Source organism: Streptomyces sp. NC-S4, assembly GCF_054353315.1.
Window position 1 is genome coordinate 1429210 of the sequence record NZ_CM135937.1, and the last position, 16947, is coordinate 1446156.

General features: G+C 71.5%; 12 protein-coding genes. 4 read left to right on the top strand and 8 right to left on the bottom strand.

The window, feature by feature from the left end; all coding sequences use genetic code 11:
• Positions 1-66: 66 nt before the first annotated feature.
• Both ACXNSR_RS05970 and ACXNSR_RS05975 read right to left on the bottom strand, forming a co-directional pair.
• A complete protein-coding gene (locus tag ACXNSR_RS05970) occupies positions 67-1311 on the bottom strand; it encodes an FAD-dependent oxidoreductase (RefSeq protein ID WP_458641096.1) in 1245 nt (414 codons plus the stop codon).
• Positions 1312-1864: 553 nt separating this feature from the next.
• Entirely contained in the window at positions 1865-2482 is a 618-nt protein-coding gene (locus ACXNSR_RS05975) for a TetR family transcriptional regulator (RefSeq protein WP_458641097.1), read from the bottom strand.
• 436 nt (positions 2483-2918) lie between these two features.
• Between ACXNSR_RS05975 and ACXNSR_RS05980 the strand changes: the two genes are divergently transcribed.
• Positions 2919-4157 carry an IS701 family transposase gene (locus ACXNSR_RS05980; protein ID WP_458641098.1) on the top strand — a complete coding sequence of 413 codons (1239 nt, stop codon included), beginning with the start codon at positions 2919-2921 and terminating at the stop codon, positions 4155-4157.
• 163 nt (positions 4158-4320) lie between these two features.
• Here the strand turns inward: ACXNSR_RS05980 and ACXNSR_RS05985 are convergent, their stop codons facing one another.
• Positions 4321-5094, bottom strand: a complete 774-nt coding sequence (locus ACXNSR_RS05985) for an SDR family NAD(P)-dependent oxidoreductase (RefSeq protein WP_458641099.1) — start codon at positions 5092-5094, stop codon at positions 4321-4323.
• Positions 5095-5151: 57 nt separating this feature from the next.
• Positions 5152-5790, bottom strand: a complete 639-nt coding sequence (locus ACXNSR_RS05990) for a ScbR family autoregulator-binding transcription factor (RefSeq protein WP_458641100.1) — start codon at positions 5788-5790, stop codon at positions 5152-5154.
• Between the two features lie 126 nt (positions 5791-5916).
• On the opposite strand from ACXNSR_RS05990, the gene ACXNSR_RS05995 reads away from it, so the two are divergent.
• Positions 5917-6852 (top strand): ScbA/BarX family gamma-butyrolactone biosynthesis protein, encoded by a 936-nt coding sequence (locus ACXNSR_RS05995; RefSeq protein WP_458641101.1) that lies wholly within the window; start codon positions 5917-5919, stop codon positions 6850-6852.
• Positions 6853-6999: 147 nt separating this feature from the next.
• Here ACXNSR_RS05995 and ACXNSR_RS06000 read toward each other — a convergent pair whose 3' ends face one another.
• The gene (locus ACXNSR_RS06000) at positions 7000-8160 is read right to left on the bottom strand and encodes a helix-turn-helix domain-containing protein (RefSeq protein WP_458641102.1); all 1161 of its coding nucleotides are present in this window, start codon (positions 8158-8160) and stop codon (positions 7000-7002) included.
• A gap of 86 nt (positions 8161-8246) precedes the next feature.
• On the opposite strand from ACXNSR_RS06000, the gene ACXNSR_RS06005 reads away from it, so the two are divergent.
• Together ACXNSR_RS06005 and ACXNSR_RS06010 are read left to right on the top strand one after the other, a co-directional pair.
• Entirely contained in the window at positions 8247-9302 is a 1056-nt protein-coding gene (locus tag ACXNSR_RS06005) for a ferredoxin reductase (protein ID WP_458641103.1), read from the top strand.
• A 7-nt stretch (positions 9303-9309) separates the two neighbouring features.
• On the top strand, positions 9310-10428 hold the full coding sequence (locus tag ACXNSR_RS06010) for a fatty acid desaturase family protein (protein WP_458641104.1): 1119 nt from the start codon (positions 9310-9312) through the stop codon (positions 10426-10428).
• A gap of 39 nt (positions 10429-10467) precedes the next feature.
• Here ACXNSR_RS06010 and ACXNSR_RS06015 read toward each other — a convergent pair whose 3' ends face one another.
• From ACXNSR_RS06015 to ACXNSR_RS06025, 3 genes are read right to left on the bottom strand one after another with little or no spacing between them, the layout of a single operon-like run.
• Positions 10468-13662, bottom strand: a complete 3195-nt coding sequence (locus ACXNSR_RS06015; protein ID WP_458641105.1) for an eCIS core domain-containing protein — start codon at positions 13660-13662, stop codon at positions 10468-10470.
• Complete coding sequence (locus ACXNSR_RS06020; RefSeq protein WP_458641106.1) at positions 13659-15701, bottom strand: AAA family ATPase; 2043 nt, start codon at positions 15699-15701, stop codon at positions 13659-13661. Before ACXNSR_RS06020 ends, ACXNSR_RS06015 begins: the two co-directional genes overlap by 4 nt.
• Positions 15698-16945, bottom strand: coding sequence for a DUF4255 domain-containing protein (locus tag ACXNSR_RS06025; RefSeq protein WP_458641107.1), 1248 nt, complete (start codon positions 16943-16945; stop codon positions 15698-15700). Before ACXNSR_RS06025 ends, ACXNSR_RS06020 begins: the two co-directional genes overlap by 4 nt.
• Positions 16946-16947: the final 2 nt, after the last annotated feature.

The window sequence follows — 16947 nt, forward strand, 5'->3', positions numbered from 1 at the left end:
GAGCCAACCGGGGCTGGGTCGTCTCTTTCGGATCTTGTCGGCCCGGCAAGATCCGAAAGAGACGGCCTAACCGAGGGCGAGCAGTCGCTGGACGGTCTCGGGGTGAAACGATTCGGCAGGAACGCCGTAGGCCCCCCGGAAGGTGGCGAGCCGGGATCCGGCCAGCACCGGGTCGGTGGGCCACGCCTTGGCGTACGCCTTGCGGCGCGCGGCGCCCTCGGGGGTGAAGGTCATGTTCATCGCGGTGCGGACGGATCCCGAGATGCGCAGGCGGCGCATCCGCTCCTCGCGTTCGTCGACGTACGGCTTGAGGATCCCGGGCGACCACGTGGAACTGGAGCGCAGCGCCTCCCACACCAGGCGCGCGTCCCGCAGGGCGATGGACAGGCCTTGGCCGACCACCGGATCGGTCCAGCCGGCCGCGTCGCCGATCAGGACGGCGCCGGGGACGACGGGGCCGTCCGTCCAGGCGTCGTTCATCGGGTAGAAGGCGCAGGACTCCGAGGGGGTGACCGAGGCGAACATCTCGCTGTTGGGGATGCAGTCCAGCTGGAACGCCTCGAGGAAGTCGGCCTGCCGGGTCGGGCCGGAGAAGCGTCCCTTCTGGGCGACGTCGTGCAGCAGGTACAGCCGGGCCTTGGCTCCCGCACGGGGGAAGACGAAGTAGAGCAGGTCCTTCTCGGTGCCGATCGAGGTGACGTTGGCGGGCCAGTCGTGGAGGTCCTCCACGAGCATGCCGCCGCCCAACGAGTTCGGCGGGGTCTGGGTCAGGGAGATGCCGAGCTGACGCCGTACGGTCGAGGTGCGACCGTCCGCTCCGACGACGAGGCGGCAGGACACCTCGTACTCGACGTCGTTGTACTCGTAGCGAACGCCGGGGTGGGGCCCGCCCGTCACCGTGACGTCGCCGATCCCCCTCACCACCGTGGCCCCGGCCTCGGCGGCGGCGGTGGCGAGCGCCTCGCACGCCTCGGGGTGACCGACGTCGAGCACGCCACGAATGCCGGGAAGCATGTCGTCCAGGTTGAGGGCGTTGGCCCAAGCGGTCTCCGGGTCGGTGATCTCATCGAATCCGACGAAGCGGTCGATGTAGGTTCCACCCGCGTCGAGCAGCTGCTTCTCCAGGCCGAGTTCGAGGAGTTCGACCACTCCCCAGCAGTTGATCACCTCGCCGCGCACCTTGTCCCGGTAAACGGTCTGCCGCTCCAGGAGCAGGACGTCGTATCCGTCACCCGCAAGCACCGCCGCCAGGGCGGATCCGGCTATTCCTCCCCCGATCACGACTGCGTCCACACGCTCAACTGTCGCCATGGAACCCTCCACAGAAGCCTTTCAAGGCATTGCCGTATTGACCGCCCCGGAAATGGGCAGCCGGAAGTCCGAGCTGGTCGAATCGATAGAGCTGCCGCAGGACGGCAAGTGCGGCATTACAAGAGGCGTGACTGCCGGGAGAGCCCCTGGCCCACGCCCGACGGAGTGGAGCAAGCCTGCCGATGGCCTTGCCTCTTGGAGCTCTTCCGATCGCTAGGGAGGGTCTGCCGGCGTTCCGGATCGCCGCGCGGACCGTATCGGCCGCAGATCGAACACGCTTGAGGACCTGCGGAAGCCGCCGGCACCCGTGCATCGATCACACACGCCGGCTCAGCCTCCCTTACTGGTCCGCCCTTGGTACTGGTGTCGGTTGCGGCATCCACGATCCGTGCCGGAGCGGGGTGCGGCAATGCCGACTCGCGAAAATCGCAACCCGGTTCGAGCAAAGATGCGAATGCCGCACCTGCGCGGACGGTGTCGGAACCGGGCCGGCCCCTGCCCTCGGCGACCACGGGCTCTCGGGCCGCCCTCCTGCTGCGCCGTACAGCCTCCGTCACGAAGACGCGAGGCTCGACGGACCGCAAATGCCTCGCTGGATGATGTCCCACATCTGCCTGATCTCCTCCACCGTGCCCGGTTCGCGCGGCTCCTCGCCGTTCTCCTCACTCGCCGCGCGGGCTCGGTACTCGGCACCGAGAATCAGGAACCGCGACAGCATGGCCAGATCCTCCGGACGGACCGCGGCGTGCAGCTGTCCGTCCCGATAGGCCTGGCTGAAGAGGTCCTGCACGGCGGCGACCCAGGAATTCATCCAGGCGAGGTCCCCGTCCGGCAGCTCGCGGCTGAGCCGTGCCGCGGAGCGGACGGCCGGCTCTTCCTGGAGCAGCCGCGCCAGTTCGAGCGTCATGTCGATGGCTCGGTGCAGCGCCGGTGCCGGGCCCGACGGCAGTGCGCCGAGCGCGGCCCGGGTGACGGTCTGGCCCTTCGCCTGCACAGCGGCGGCCAGTTCACCCTTGGTCGAGAAGTGGAACGTCAGGGCACCCATGGTTATCCCGGCGGCCCGGCAGACCCGGTTCAGTGCGGCGCCGGCATAGCCGCTCCGGTCGAACTCGGTCGCCGCGGCGTTCACCAGTGCCTGCCGGGTGCGTACCGCACGTAACTGCCTCGTCATGCATGTCTCCGGTGCGCTGGTTGATGGTCAACAAGACGGACCCTTCCGGCACCGACAGCGAGGACGGCAGGTGCGCGCACCACACGTACGACGGACGCCGTGAAGGCGAAGCGCGCCGACCTGCCCGTCCCCGGCTCGGTCCGGTGGCGGAGCGCCGGACGGCCTCCACGGGAGCGGAATGTGCCTGCGGCCCCCTTTCTGCGGGCGTTGCCGGGGGGCCGACCTCGTCGTCCAGCGGTCGTGGCGGCAAGTGTGACGCCGCAGGTCAGCGTCTACAAGCCCGTCGATCACGGTTGGCCGGTTCACGCAGAGTCAGGCCTGCGGACCGAAGGCGCGGACCTCGTGGGCGGGTTGGCTGATTCACTTCGACAAAAAAATAGCAGCCCCTATTATTCTTTGGGCATCGACCACTGAGCCGCACCCCTCGGAGCCTCTCGTGATCAACATCGCCTACGGTGCCGACCGGCCGTCCACCCTGGAAGAGGGCCGACGAGTCGCCGGTTTCGCCGATCAGCTCTTCACGCACTTACCGAGAGCGGACCAACGCCGCTGGGCCGCCGCGTATCTGCTGGGACTTCTGGCGGTCTCGGGCAGGAAGTCCGTGCGCAGCCTGGCTGCCGCCATCACCGACTCCCCCACCGCCTCGCAGTCGCTGCACCGCTTCATCAACGCCAGCCCGTGGGACTGGCAGCCGGTCCGGGGCGAGCTGAGGCGCTGGATCGAGCAGCGGACGCGGCCGAAGGCGTGGACCGTCGGTGTCGCCGTGGTGCCCAAGCGGGGCGACCAGTCGTGCGGGGTGCACCGCAGGTTCGTGCCGCCCCTGGGCCGGACCATCAACTGCCAGGTCGGCATCGGGCAGTTCCTGGCCACGAGCCGCGGCCAGATTCCCGTGGACTGGCGCCTGCACCTGCCGAGCGAGTGGAGCGAGGAACAGCTGCGCCGCCGCACGCGCATTCCCGAGGCCGTCCAGCCCCTTCCGGTCTGGGCCCAGGTGCTCGACCTGGCCGACACACTGGCCGCCGGAGCGTCCCCAACCCTGCCCCTGGTGGCGAACCTCCGCGAGCACAAGGAGTCCGACCGGCTCCTCCTGGGGCTTCGGCAGCGCGCCCACGACTTCGTCGTCGCCGTCCCCGACGGCCTCGCCGTCCAGCCCGGCGCGGCGGTTCCTCCCTCCGGTCCGGCCGCCGACGGTGCCGCTTCGCCCGTCAGCGCGCGCCGCTTCCTGGAGACCGAAGGCGAACTGCTGCGCTCGGTCCTGAGGACGAGCCCTCTTCGCCCCTCGCGGCTGACCCGTGTGGTCACCGGACTGGTGCGCCTGCCCCGCGGCCCGCAGCCGCAGCGCTTCTACCGGCTGTTCGCCGAAGTTCCCCGCGAAGGCGAGCAGCCCACCGCGCTGTGGGTCACCACCCTCGTGCACCTGCCGATGGAGGAACTCCTGGAACTGGCGTCCCTGTCGGACGCCACCCCCCGGGCATTGCGCCGACTCGAAGGCAGCTTCGGGCTCCAGGACTTCGAGGGCCGGTCCTATCCCGGCTGGCATCGCCATGTGACGCTGGTGTCGGCGGCCTGCGGCTTCCAGGACCTGGTGGATGTCGACCCGGCCGCCCTTCCCGGGATCCATCCCTCCGCCCGTCTGTTCAGGACGCCCCGGCGGCCGGCGCGGCTGCCGGTCTGACCTCGCCCGGCCCCTCAAAGCGGTTCCCCGTGGCACCGTTCCTCTCGTGCCACGGGACAGGAGCCCCGCTCGCACTATCCGTGTCGCACACGAGACGGGCGCCGTGACGTCACGCGGTTCGCCCGGTCGTGACGACACCATCTCGGCCCTTGCCCGGCACGGTTCACACCGCGCTCCACCCGCCGTCCACCGCCAGCGCTCCGCCGGTGACGAAGGAAGCCCGGCCGCTGCACAGCCACAGTGCGGCCTGCGCGATCTCCTCCGGGTCCGCCAGTCGCTTCTGCACCGCGCGCCTGGTCAGCCTCTCGACCGCAGCGGCGGTGCCGTCCAGGTACGGCTCCAGCTGCGGGGTGCGGGTGGCTCCCACCATCAGTGCGTTCACCCGGATTCCAGCGGCCCCGTACTCCGCCGCGGCGGCTCGGGTGAGGCCGAGGACCGCGTGCTTGGCCGCGATGTACGGGGCCGTGGCGCCCGTTGCCGAATGCCCGGCGACACTGGAGGTGTTGACGATCACGCCACCGTGCTCCTGCCGCAGCATGACGGGGATCTGCCGGCGCATGCAGTTCCAGACGCCCCGGACGTTGACGTCCATGACCGTGTCATAGGCGTCCTCGTCCAGTTCGTGCAGGACCGGGCCGATCGCCCCCGACCCGGCGTTGTTGAAGGCCGCGTCCAGTGCGCCGAACTCCTCGACCGCGCGGGTGACGGCCTCCCCCACCTCCTCGGGACTTCGCACGTCCCCCTGCACGACCAGCGCCCTCCCCCCTTCCGCACGGATCGCTTCGGCCAGTTCCCGCAACGCGTCCTTGCGCCGGGCCAGCAGCACGACGGCCGCACCCTCCCTGGCGAAGAGCCTCGCAGCGGCGGCCCCGATGCCGCTCGACGCTCCAGTGATCATGGCCGTTCGCCCCTGTAAGGCTCCCGCTATAGGTGACATAGCCAGATTCAACGCCATACGCAGCGGGCACGGCAGTCCCTTTGGGGGCGATCAGGTTCAATTCACGCCATGCGGAGGGGAATCGTCCTCATCGAGGCGCAACGTCCCCATCACCCTGGTCGCACATTCCTCGCTGGCGATGAGCGGCAGCAACAGGACCCACATCTGCCGGATGCGGTCCGGAAGGTCCCTCCGGTCGCTGTCGAGCTGGGCGTTCATCTGCGCCCCGGTGCAGGCGTTGACCACGAGCTGCGCCAGCTGCCGCAGTTCCACGTCCGGCCGCAGTTCACCGTTCTCACTGGCCTCGCGCAGGAACGGCTGGAGTACCTCCGCCCACTGCCGATAGGAGTTGCCCTCCTCGTCGCAGACGAAGTACTCCTGGTCCATCACCAGTCGAGCGCCGGCCAGCAGTAAAGGGTCCTCCCTCAGCCGTGTCGCCCAGGCCAAGGTGATGTCCACGGCACCCTGGAGGCCGGCGGCCGTGGGCCCGGCCACCAGCTCCGGCTGGGTCCGGACTATCTCACGGGCGAGCTCCCCCTTCGACTCGAAGTGGAAGTAGAGCGCTCCCAGCGTCAGGTTCGCCCGCCTCGCGATCTTGTTGACGCTCGCCCCGGCGAAGCCGAGCTCGGCGAAAACCTCGGCGCCCGCCCTCAGGATGGCCGCTCGTGTCCGAGCGCTCCGCTCTTGTTGTGCCATACATCTGCCTCCCCGGCATCTCGACAATAAACATAGTCATCTCTATGTTACTGCGCAGAGTTCATTGCACCGTTGTCTGCAGTGCCGCCTGCACCCAACTCGCATCGTTCCAGGGGGGAACAACCGATGAACATCACAACTGGCTTAATCGCGCCCTTCGAAGGCGTCCAGCACGTCTCCGCGGCCTTGACCCGCAAGACCGCACCCGGTCAGGCGTTCCTGTCCGGATGGCGCCACCACGACGACGGCGTCTCCCACACCGTCATCGCCGACTGGCCCGCGCACCACCCCTTGTACACCTCCCACAAGGGCCACTATCACCCTCTCCTCCTCGCTGAAACGATCCGCCAGTCCCTCGCCCTGCTGTCGCACGTCGCCCATGACATACCCCTCGACTTCCGCCTGGGCTGGGAGTCCTACGACAGTTCCGTCGTGCCGACAGCCATGCGGACCCGATCGGTGCCGGCCGTCGTGCGCCTGACGGTCACCCACACCGAGGTGGACCGTCACCGGCGCGGATCCGTCCGCCTCGCCACCCAGATCACGGCGGTACGCGACGGAGAGCCGCTCGGCATCGCCCGTGTCCGCTACACCGCCCACCCTCCCGCGATATACGAAAGGCTGCGCGGGGCGTACGCGGACGCGCAGGCCGCCACGGCACGCGCCCTCCCCCTCGGGCCCGCCCTCGACGACGCCACGCGGGGAGGGCAGACCTCGCCGGACAACGCCGTCCTGAGCCCGACCGGCGAATCGCATCGCTGGCAGCTGCGCGTGAACACCGCCAACCGCTCCTTCTTCGACCACGCACACGACCACGTACCGGGACTGGTCTTCCTCGAAGCCGCCGCCCAAGCCGCACAGGCCCTTTCCGACGCCTCCCAGACCGTCCCCACGGAATTCGACGCCCGGTTCGCCCGCTACGTCGAGCTGGACTCCCCTTGCTGGGTCGAGGCGACCCCGCTGCGCCGCAGCAGGAGCGGCGTCGTCCGTACCGAGGTCACCGGGCACCAGACCGGCATGAAGGTCTTCTCCGTACGCGTGACCGCCTTCGAAGACGCCTGAGAGCGCCGCCTCGGGGAAGGCCGCACCCCGGACCGCAGTGGACCGCTCTCGTGTGTCCAGTGATCGTGGCGTCGCAATGCCATGATCACGGACCGTCCCCCGCCCGCTCCTGCGACTGCTCCGGACCGGTCGCGGACGAGGCGCGGCTCACCGGGCGGGGGGCACGCCCTGGCCGACCCGAAGACCGACCGCCAGCGTCAGCTCGAGTACCCGGTGTGGCGATGCGAGATCCGGAAACAGGTCCCGCAGCTGCGACACCCGGTACCGGACGGTCTGGGGATGGACGAACAACGCCGCCGCCACCTCGTCCCGCCTGCCCTGGTGCAGCAGCCACGCACGCAACGTCTCCTCCAGCCGCCGTGCGGTCGCGACGGGCAAGGTCCCGAGCGGTGCGAGGGCTCGGGCCCGCAGGTCTGCGAACGCGTCCACGTCGGCGCTCAGCACCAGCTCGGGCAGGTGCTCCTCGGTGTCGCGGATGTCGGAGGAGAGGGAGCGCGCGCGTGCGGCTCGTGCGTACGAGGCGGACGCACGGGTCCATGGCCGGGCCGGTCCGACCACGGCGGTGCGGTCGGTCAGCCGCCGCAGGAGGTGCGACCGGTCGGCATCGGGTACGAGCAGCACGCCGAAGGCGTCCGGCAGATCGTCGAGGACGAGGGTGCCCGGGTCGAGCGTGCGGTAGGCGGGCCGGGCCTGGGCGGCGGGCAGCAGGACGGCGGTCAGCGAAACCGGAGGCTGCCACCCGGCCCGCTGGGCGGAGGCCAGCAGCACGTCCGGGCTCGCGCCGGCGAGGAGGTCGCGGGCCAGGTGTTCCAGGTGGCGCTCGTGGTCCCGGCCCCGGGCGGCCAGTTCGTCGGCGTGGCCCGCGGCGCTCGCGGCGGAGAGCTCGTCGATGTAGGCGAAGGTCAGCTCGGCGAACTTGGCGACCTCGGCGGCGGGCAGACCTGCGGGTACGGCACCCGCTGCCAGGCATCGCCAGGCCACGCGGGCGCCGACGCGGTAGGCGCTGAGCAGGGCGTCCATCGAACGCCCGTCGCGCACCTCGCCGCGGCCCAGCTCGTAGGCCGCGTCACCGGCGTCGCCGCCCGTGGCGTTCCCGCTCGCGAGGTCCAGATAGTGCCCCAGGGCGGTGCGGACCGCTCGGCGGATGGTGACGCCCATGCGGCCCGAAAGTGCATTGGCGTAGGGAGGGACCTCGTCGATGATCGCCTCGACGACCTCGTCGGCGGTGGTCTTCAGCGTGGCGCGAAGTGCGGTGACCGTTGTCCGATCCAGGGCCAGTTCGGTGACCCTCCGGATGGGGTGGCTCATATTTTATTCCCTGCGAACAATTCAGCCGACGAAATTTACGTCTTGTGGTCAGGACTTTACGCCCTGCGGCACATCAAGCTGGGGTCATGACGAGTGCAGCCCTCCGCAGTGGGGCATGGAAACTGCTGGAGATGATCACGACGCCGCTGCTGCCGTCGGACTACCTCGACCTGGTCAGCCCGCTGCGTGCGGGCGCCGACCTGCGTGGGCGCATCGAGGCCGTGCACCCCGAGACGGGTGACGCCGCGACCATCGTGATCAGGCCGGGAAGGGGCTGGCGCGGTCATACGGCCGGTCAGTACGTGCGGATCGGGGTGGACGTCGACGGGAGGCGCCTGTGGCGCGCCTACTCCATCACCTCGCCGACGAACCGCCGGGACGGCCGCGTCACGATCACCGTGAAGGCGATCCCGGACGGCAAGGTCAGCAACCACCTGGTCCGCAGGGCGAAACCGGGCACGCTGGTCCAGCTCGACCAGCCGACCGGTGACTTCGTACTGCCGAAGGCCAAGCCCGCCAAGGTGCTCTACCTGACGGCCGGCAGCGGCATCACGCCGGTGATGGGCATGCTGCGCGACATCGAGTTCGACGACGTCGTCATGATCCATTGCGCGCCGCGGCCGCAGGACGTGATCTTCCGCGACGAACTGCACGACCTGGTCGCGGACAGGAAGCTGCGGCTCACCGAGGTGCACACCGACACGGACGGCGTGCTCGACATCGCCCGTCTCGACGAACTGGTACCCGACTGGGCCGAGCGCGAGACCTGGGCCTGCGGGCCCGCGGGCCTGCTCGACGCCGCCGAAGCGTTCTGGAACGAACACGGCGTCGCAGAGCGCCTGCACACCGAACGCTTCCGCCCCGGCATCGTCGTCGCCGGTGACGGCGGCGAGGTCACGTTCAGCGCCACCGGCAAGACCGTCGACGCGGACGGCGCCACGCCGTTGCTGGACGTCGGCGAGGAGGCCGGCGTGCTCATGCCGTCCGGGTGCCGTATGGGCATCTGCTTCGGCTGCGTCACGCCGCTCAGGGCGGGCGCCGTCCGCGACCTGCGCACCGGCGAGATCACCGAGGCCGAGCCGGGCGTCCTCATCCAGACCTGTGTGTCCGCCGCCGCGGGCCCGTGCGACATCGAACGGTAGGAGCACCTTGACCGCCATCGACCCCACCGCCCACCTGACCGCGGAGCAGATCGAGGAGCTCGGCCGCGAGCTTGACGCGATCCGCGACGAGGTGATCGCCAGCCGGGGCGAGAAGGACGCCGCCTACATCCGGAAGGTCATCTCGGCGCAGCGCAAGCTCGAGCTGGTCAGCAGGGGCGTGCTGCTGTTCTCGTTCTTCCCGCCCGCCTGGCTGATCGGCACCGCCGGGCTGTCCGTTGCGAAGATCATGGACAACATGGAGATCGGCCACAACATCCTGCACGGCCAGTGGGACTGGATGCGGGACCCGAAGATCCATTCCACCACCTGGGAGTGGGACCACGTCTCGCCGTCCGACCAGTGGAGGCATTCGCACAACGAGCTGCACCACACGTACACCAACGTGATCGGCAAGGACAACGACCTCGGCTACGGCATCATGCGCGTCGACGAGGACCAGAAGTGGCACCCGTTCCACCTCGGCCAGCCGCTGTGGAACTTCATCAACGCCTGCTTCTTCGAGTACGGCATCGCGGCGTACGACCTGGAGCTCGGCAAGAACCTGCACAAGCGCCGCCGCAAGAACCCGGAGTTCCGCGCGCGGGCCAGGGCCGTGGGCCGCAAGATCCGCAAGCAGGTGCTCAAGGACTACGTGATCCACCCGCTGCTGTCGGGCCCGTCGTTCCTCACCACGCTCGCCGCCACGTTCACCGCGAACCTGGTCCGCAACATCTGGTCCCACTCGGTGATCATGTGCGGGCACTTCCCCGAGGGCGTGCAGGTCTTCGAGCGCCGGTCGATCAAGGGCGAGACGCGCGGGCAGTGGTACCTGCGCCAGATGATGGGCTCGGCGAACATCAGCGGCAGCAGGGCCATGCACTTCATGACCGGCAACCTGTCGCACCAGATCGAGCACCACCTGTTCCCGGACCTGCCGAGCAACCGGTACGCCGAGGTCGCGGTGAAGGTGCGCGCGCTGTTCGAGAAGTACGAGCTGGAGTACGTCACCGGGCCGCTGCCCAAGCAGGTGTTCTCCGCGTGGCGCAAGGTCTTCCGGCTCTCGCTGCCGAACAAGAAGCCGAAGGTCGATGCGCCGGACCGCGAGCAGGAGCTCGTCGCCGCCTGATTCCCGGTATCGGTCCGGATCGGGCCAGGCCGGACCGGGCTAGAAGCCGATGCCGGTCCGGACCTGGTTCGCGACGCGGTTCGCCAGGGCGGCCACGTCGATCTGCGGGACGATCCACTGGATGTCCCGTGCCTCGGGGAGGCGGAGCGGTTGGTCGGAGCGGTAGTGGAACGGGGCCACCAGGCCGAACTCCAGGCCCGTGGCGTACGCGTAGGACGCCAGCTGATAGGGGAAGCGCCAGGAGCCCCCGACGGCTGCCTCGATCAGGATGTCCGCCTCGATGCTCAGGGTCAGGACGGGCTGCACGCTGATGCGGGCCAGGGTGTCGAAGCTCAGGACCCCCTTCGCGTAGGCGAGCCGGGCGGTGGCGTCGAGGCCGCCCCGGAGCAGGACGCCGCCGGTGAGGGTGATGCCGCCGGTGGCGCTGGCGATGGCCACGGAGGCGCCGATGCCGGCGCGCACGGACAGCTCGAGACCCGCTTCCGCGGGCAGCACGAGGCGGGCCTCCGCCGCGAGTTCGGCGTTCATGTCCTCCTCGAGGGGGTTGAACGCGCCGCGGATGACCATGTCCCGGATCTCACCCGGGCCGAAGCGGTAGAAGACGGCCAGGCCGCCGCCGATGCGGGCGACCAGGCCGACCGCTCCGATGCCGAGCGGGATCGCGAAGATCGGGATGTCGGGCAGGCTGTGACGGAACAGCTCGTACCGGGCGCCCCGGGGTTCGAGGAAGCGGTACGGGGGGAAACGCAGCTCGCCGGAGACGCGGAGCTTGCGGTCCCGGCCGTACTCGACTCCGACGGTGGCGACCAGTCCGGGGCGGATCGTCAGGCTGCCGGTGCCGCGGCCGCTGATCCGGCCGTCCTCGTCGAGGTGCGCGTCGAGCCGGCCGGCGAACCTGCCGCGCCTGAGCTCGACGGATCCGTCGCCGCCGAAGAGTCCGTCGCGGTAGCGCAGTGCGATCTCGCCCTCGGCTCCGAGCAGGGCGAACGTCGTGCGGGCGGTGCCCGTCACGCGCTCGCCGTCGTAGGTCACCGCGACATCCACCGGCCGCAGGCCCGGCACCTTCAGGAGGGCCCTGCCGCCGTAGAGGATGCGGTCCCCGGACCTGCGGACGGTCAGCTGGACAGGACTGTCACCGGGCAGCACCACGTCGATCTGGCCGCCGACCCGCCACGTGCCGCCGCCGAGGTCGAGCCGCACCTCACCGCCGCGCACGAGCCCGGAGGGCTTCGATGCCCGTGCGACGAAGAACCCGGTGAGCCCCGTCGCGGGGCGGTACTCCACATCGCCGGTCGCCTCGTCGAGACCGGGGACGTGCCCGGTCACCCGGCCCTTGGCGAAGAACCCCTGGGCGTCCGCCCCCGCCTCGACGCGTCCGGTGACCAGCGAGCCGAGGACGAAGGCCACGTGGCCGCCCACCTGGAGCTGCGGGGCGATGCTCAGCGCGAGGGCGGCCTCGGTCACCTTGAACGGCGGCAGCGACAGCTTGTCCGCGGGCGCCTGCGCCGAACCGCGGAAGCCGCTGCGGTCCCAGTCCACGGTGATCGGAACCCGGGAGAGCAGGGGGACGCTGGGGGTGAGCGTCCCGTGCCCGACGAGCCCCTGGTCCGTGGAGGAGAGCGTGAGCCGGCCGGCGGACAGGTAGGGGTACAGGAAGCGGATCTCCTGGCTCCCGCCGCGCAGCGAGAGGGCGCCGGTCGTGAAGGGCTCCTTCACATCCAGGGTGAGGCGTTTGTCCTCGGGCCGGGGGATGCTGATGGGCAATCGGGTGCCCGCCCGTACGGGGTGCGCGTCGGAATCGATCCACGCCGTGACGGTGTGCGCGCCCTTGCCCGACGAGGGCCGGTGCAGCTTCTCCAGCATGACGCCCGCGATCAGTTCCCGGGCGGCACGGTTCTCCGGGACCGCGCTGGTCTCGATCTCGTCGTGGCCGTCGCCCGCCGGTTTGTCCGGCACCCGCAGTCCCTGCCGGTTCGGACCGCTGACCAGGGGATAGCTCCGGTAGGCGGCCCAGGCGTCGGCGGCCTTCTTCAGGTCGTCCGCCGAGGGGCGCCGCCCGGCCCCGAGGTCGGCCTCGGCGGTGAAGTGCACCTGGAGCGCCGACTGGGCCTTGCGGGAGGAGAAGGGCGGATCGAGCGGTTTCACCGCCTTCTTGTCGTACTTCTTGGGCTGGTCGGCGGAGCCGAACCACAGGACGATGTGGTCGGGCCGCTTGCGTCCCTTGGCGTGCAGCGCGTCCGAGACGGACGAGGCGGCCTGCTGCACGTGCCGGGCGATGGTGCGCCCGCTGTCCTCGTTGTCGGGACCGTCGTGCGGGGCCAGGTTCTCGGGGACGTTGGAGCCGCCGAGCTGGAGCTCGACGATGTGGTCGATCTGCGACTGCACGGAGTTGACGTACGGATCGAAGTCGGCGCTCTTCGTACGGTCGTCCCCGCCCGCGTCCTTCCACCAGGCGGCCGCCTGGTCCTTGGGCCACTGCATGCGCAGCAGCCACAGTCTGCGCAGCTCCTGCGTGGGGGCCCGCTTCTCCCAGAGGCCGGAGCTCGGCCGGCTCCCGGACATCTTGACGACCGCCTGCAGGCCCTTCTCCTTGGCGATGGCGTCGTACGTCTCCTTCCACGGGCCCTTGGTCTGCGGGACGAGGAAGGAGCCCAGGTTGACGCGGACCATGCCGGCCGGGTCTCCGGGAGAGCCCTGCTCCTCCTTGACGGTGCGCTGCTCGTCCGCGTACTCGACCGTGTACTGGTCCTTGGCCTCCAGCTTGGTCCAGTTCATGTCGGCGCGCCCCAGGAAGGGCCCGGCGGGCCGCTCCCACCGCCACCCCGCCGGCAGCGGCTCGCCGCGCGCGTGGAAGGCGGCCGCCGTGTGCGCCTGACGTTCCAGGGAGGCGTCGGCGGCCGGCGGAGCCACCGCGGGGTGGGTCCGCAGGAAGCCCGGTGCCGCGGGGTGGCCGCCGTGCTGGGCGACATGGGCCAGCTCGTGCGCGATGAGGGCCCGGCCCCGGCGCGACAGCGGATCGTAGGCGCCGTGCGAGAAGACGACGTCGTTGCCCACGGTGTAGGCGAGGGCGCCGAGTTCGGAGGTGGCCCGGTCCGCGGCGGGGCCGGCGTGGACCCGGACCGGGGAGAAGTCGTGGCCGTAGCTCGTGGAAAGCTGGTCGCGCACGCCCGGTTCCAGGGGTGCACCCGCTCCCTGGAGACCCGAGGCGGCGGTGCTGCCGGCGGTGTCGGTCATGAGGGGACCCAGCCGCGGATCTCGGCGGCGGCCACGGGACGTTCGAGTTTGTCGCTCTCGATCCTGGTGGCCTCCAGCACGTGGCGCATGCCCACGGGTGCGCCCTCGTCGGCGGCGAGGAACGCGGCGTGCAGGGCCAGCTGGGCGATGGTGCCGCCGCTGACGGCCAGTTGGGCGAGGCGGCGGGGGTCGAGCCCGTCCGTGGGGACGCCCGGCGGGAACGCCCCGGCCCACATCCGTGCGCGCTGCCCGGCGTCCGGGAAGGGGAACGTCACGACGAACCGCATGCGGCGGACGAAGGCGGGGTCGATCGCCTCGCGGGCGTTGGTGGTGAGGATCGTGACGCCGCGGAAGGTCTCCAGGCGTTGCAGCAGGTAGGACACCTCCAGGTTGGCGTAGCGGTCCCGGCTGTCGCGTACCTGGGTGCGCTTGGCGAAGAGGGCGTCGCCCTCGTCGAAGAGGAGCACCGAGCCGGTCTCGGCCGCGTCGAACAGCCGGGCGAGGTGCTTCTCCGTCTCGCCGATGTACTTGCTCACCACCTGGCTGAGGTCCGCGGCGATCACGTCGAAGCCGAGTTCGTGGGCGACCGCCTCGGCGGCCGTGGTCTTGCCGGTGCCGCTGGGACCGGCGAACAGGGCGGTGACCGCGAGGCCGCGGCCGCGTTCGGCGTACCCCCACTCGCCGTGCACCCGGCGGCGGCGTCGTACGTGGGCGAGCAGGGCGCGCAGGGCGCGGTCGGCCGGATCGGACAGGACCAGGTCGTCCAGCCCGGCCGCCGGGCGGCGTACCGTCGCGAGGCCGTGCAGCGGCCGTTCGGCGACGGCCCGGCAGGCCGCCTCCACGTCCGGGGTCGGGGTGCCGGTGGTCCCCGGCCCGGTGGCCGGTGTTCGGGTGTGCTCCGCGTTCGCGTCCCCGGGGGCGGAGGCCAGCCGGCCGGTGCGCTCCACGGCCAGCGCGATGCCCGCCGGGGTGAGCGCGTGCCGCTCGGCGAGTTCGGCCGGGTCCTCGGTCAGGTGCGCGTCGCGGAGGGCGGCGGCGAACAGGTCCCGTCGTTCGCCGGGCGATGCGGCCGGCAGCCGCAGCGCGGGCAGGTCGCTGCCGGGGGGCGCGTCGTCCACCGCCAGGACGGCGCAGACGCCCAGCGCCGCTCCGGCCGTCAGGAGCCGCAGGCAGCGCGCGAGGGATTCGTCGGTTCCCTCGACGAGCAGCAACCGCAGCCCGAGCCCCGCCTCGCGGGCGAGCAGCCGCCCCAGGGTGTCGATGGCGGGCGCCGTGTCCGGCAGGTCGAGGCCGTCGACGGCGAGGACGGTGAGCCCGATCCGCCCGGCGGCGTCGATGACGGCCTGGCGGCGGGTGAGCCGGTCCTCACCGGTGAGCAGACAGCCTTCGGTGCCCGGGGCGGGGCGGACCAGCGCGGCCAGGGAGGCCACGACGGCACCCTGCCCGGGCGCCAGACGGCACACGGGGGCGACGAGGCGGGCACGCCCGGCCAGGCGGTCGTCCGTCGTGTCGGCGCCGAGGAGCGCGTGCAGGATGCGCTCGTCCACGGCGAGGGGCAGCTGCGGCAGGCCACCGAACTCGGCGGGCGGCAGCTGCGCCGGTACGTCGAGCAGGCGCCAGCCCCGCAGCGGGGAGTCGGGCAGCAGCGCGCTCCAGTGCGCGTCGGGCAGTTCGGCCAGGGCGCGGGCGAAGGTGACCGGACCCGTGGCCGCGGGCAGGCCCAGTTCGGGGGCGGCGACCGCGACGAGCAGGTCCCGCTCGAACGCGGTGAGGGTGAACAGGCCGCAGAGCCGGTCGAGGGCCGTGGGCAGGCCCGTGGTCCCCCGGACCTCGGCGGCCAGCAGCTCGGCGGCGCGGGCCGGTTCGTCCGCCTCCCCCGGGCGGGCGTCGAGCCGGGCCGCGGCGGCGGCCGCGGCCAGGGTGAGGTGCCGCTGGTTGTCGCGGGCCCAGACGCGGTCGCGGTCTGCGGCGTCGGGGCGGGGTTCGGTGTCGGGGCGGGGCGCGGTGTCGGGGCGGGGCGCGGTGTCGGAGAAGGTCACAGGGTCACCACCGTGGGGACGTACAGGCCGTTGGCGTCGAGGTCCGGCAGGCTGCGCGCGCCGTCGACCTCGAGGGTGACGCGGTAGGGGCCCGCCGGGGCGTCGGTCACCGTGAAGTCCACCTGCGCCGTGGGGGGATCGCCTGCCGGCAGGGCGGCGGTGAGGGCGAGCGACACCGCCGATCCGGGCGTCGTGGCGTCGAGCAGCAGCCGCACCCGGTTGCCCGCTCCGACCGGCGGCGTGACGGCGGCGGAGACGGTGCCCGTACGCAGTCCCGGCTGGTGGCCGGGGCCGGTGGTGACGGCGACCGTGCCGAGGGTGGGGACGACGAGGACGACGACGGGTGCGCTGACCTGGGCGGGGCGGGTCGCGGAGAGGGTGGGGTGCGGCGGTGGCACGCTCCTGCGGACGGAGATGCGCCGTCGGCCGGGCGCGAGTGCCGGAGCGGTGAGGACGAGGTGTGTGTCGTCCGTGGCGGTCACCCCGGTGACGGGGGCGCCGTCGACCAGGACTTCGCTGATCTCGCCCTCGCGGGCGGACAGGGCGTGGCCGTGCAGATGGAGATCGGGCATCGGGGTGGCCGCTCGCACGGGAGCGCCCCTGCCCTCGGGTCCTCCGGCGCCGTCCAGCCTCGGCGGTGTGAAGGGTGCCACACCGGCGAGGAGGGTACGGACGGGGAGCACCGCGCCGGGGTCTCCGTCGCCGTCCACGAGCACGGGGCCGGCGGTGACGGCGAGCGTCACGGTGAAGGTCGCGGGCGGGAACAGCGCCCACAGCCGGGACAGTTCGTCGGTCGAGAGGGCCTCCGGTGTGACGCGGACCGGTTCGTCGGCCTGTGCCAGGTCGTTGTCGGCGATCTCGGGGTGGGCCGTCTCCGCCTCGGCGAGCAGGGCGGCGGTGACGTGGGGGACGGTGTGCAGCGCGGCGGCGGTCCCGGCCAGGAGCTGCTGCGTCTCCCATTCGTCGGAACCGCGGAAGGTGAAGAGGTAGTGCAGGTCGAGGGCCGCCCGCGGCTTCTGCCGCAGGTGGCCGGCGGAGGAGCGGGTGGGCAGATCGGCGAGGGACAGGGTCGCGTTGCGCGAGACCCGGTACAGGTGCACGCCGACGCGGGCGTGTTCCCCGCTGTCGTCGAGGGGGCCGGGGACGACGACCGGCCCGGGGTTGATCCCGAGCCCGTCCACGGCGTGCTGTACGAGGGTGGTCAGGGCGGCGGTGACGGCCGGCACGGCCAGGGCGTTGCTCATGG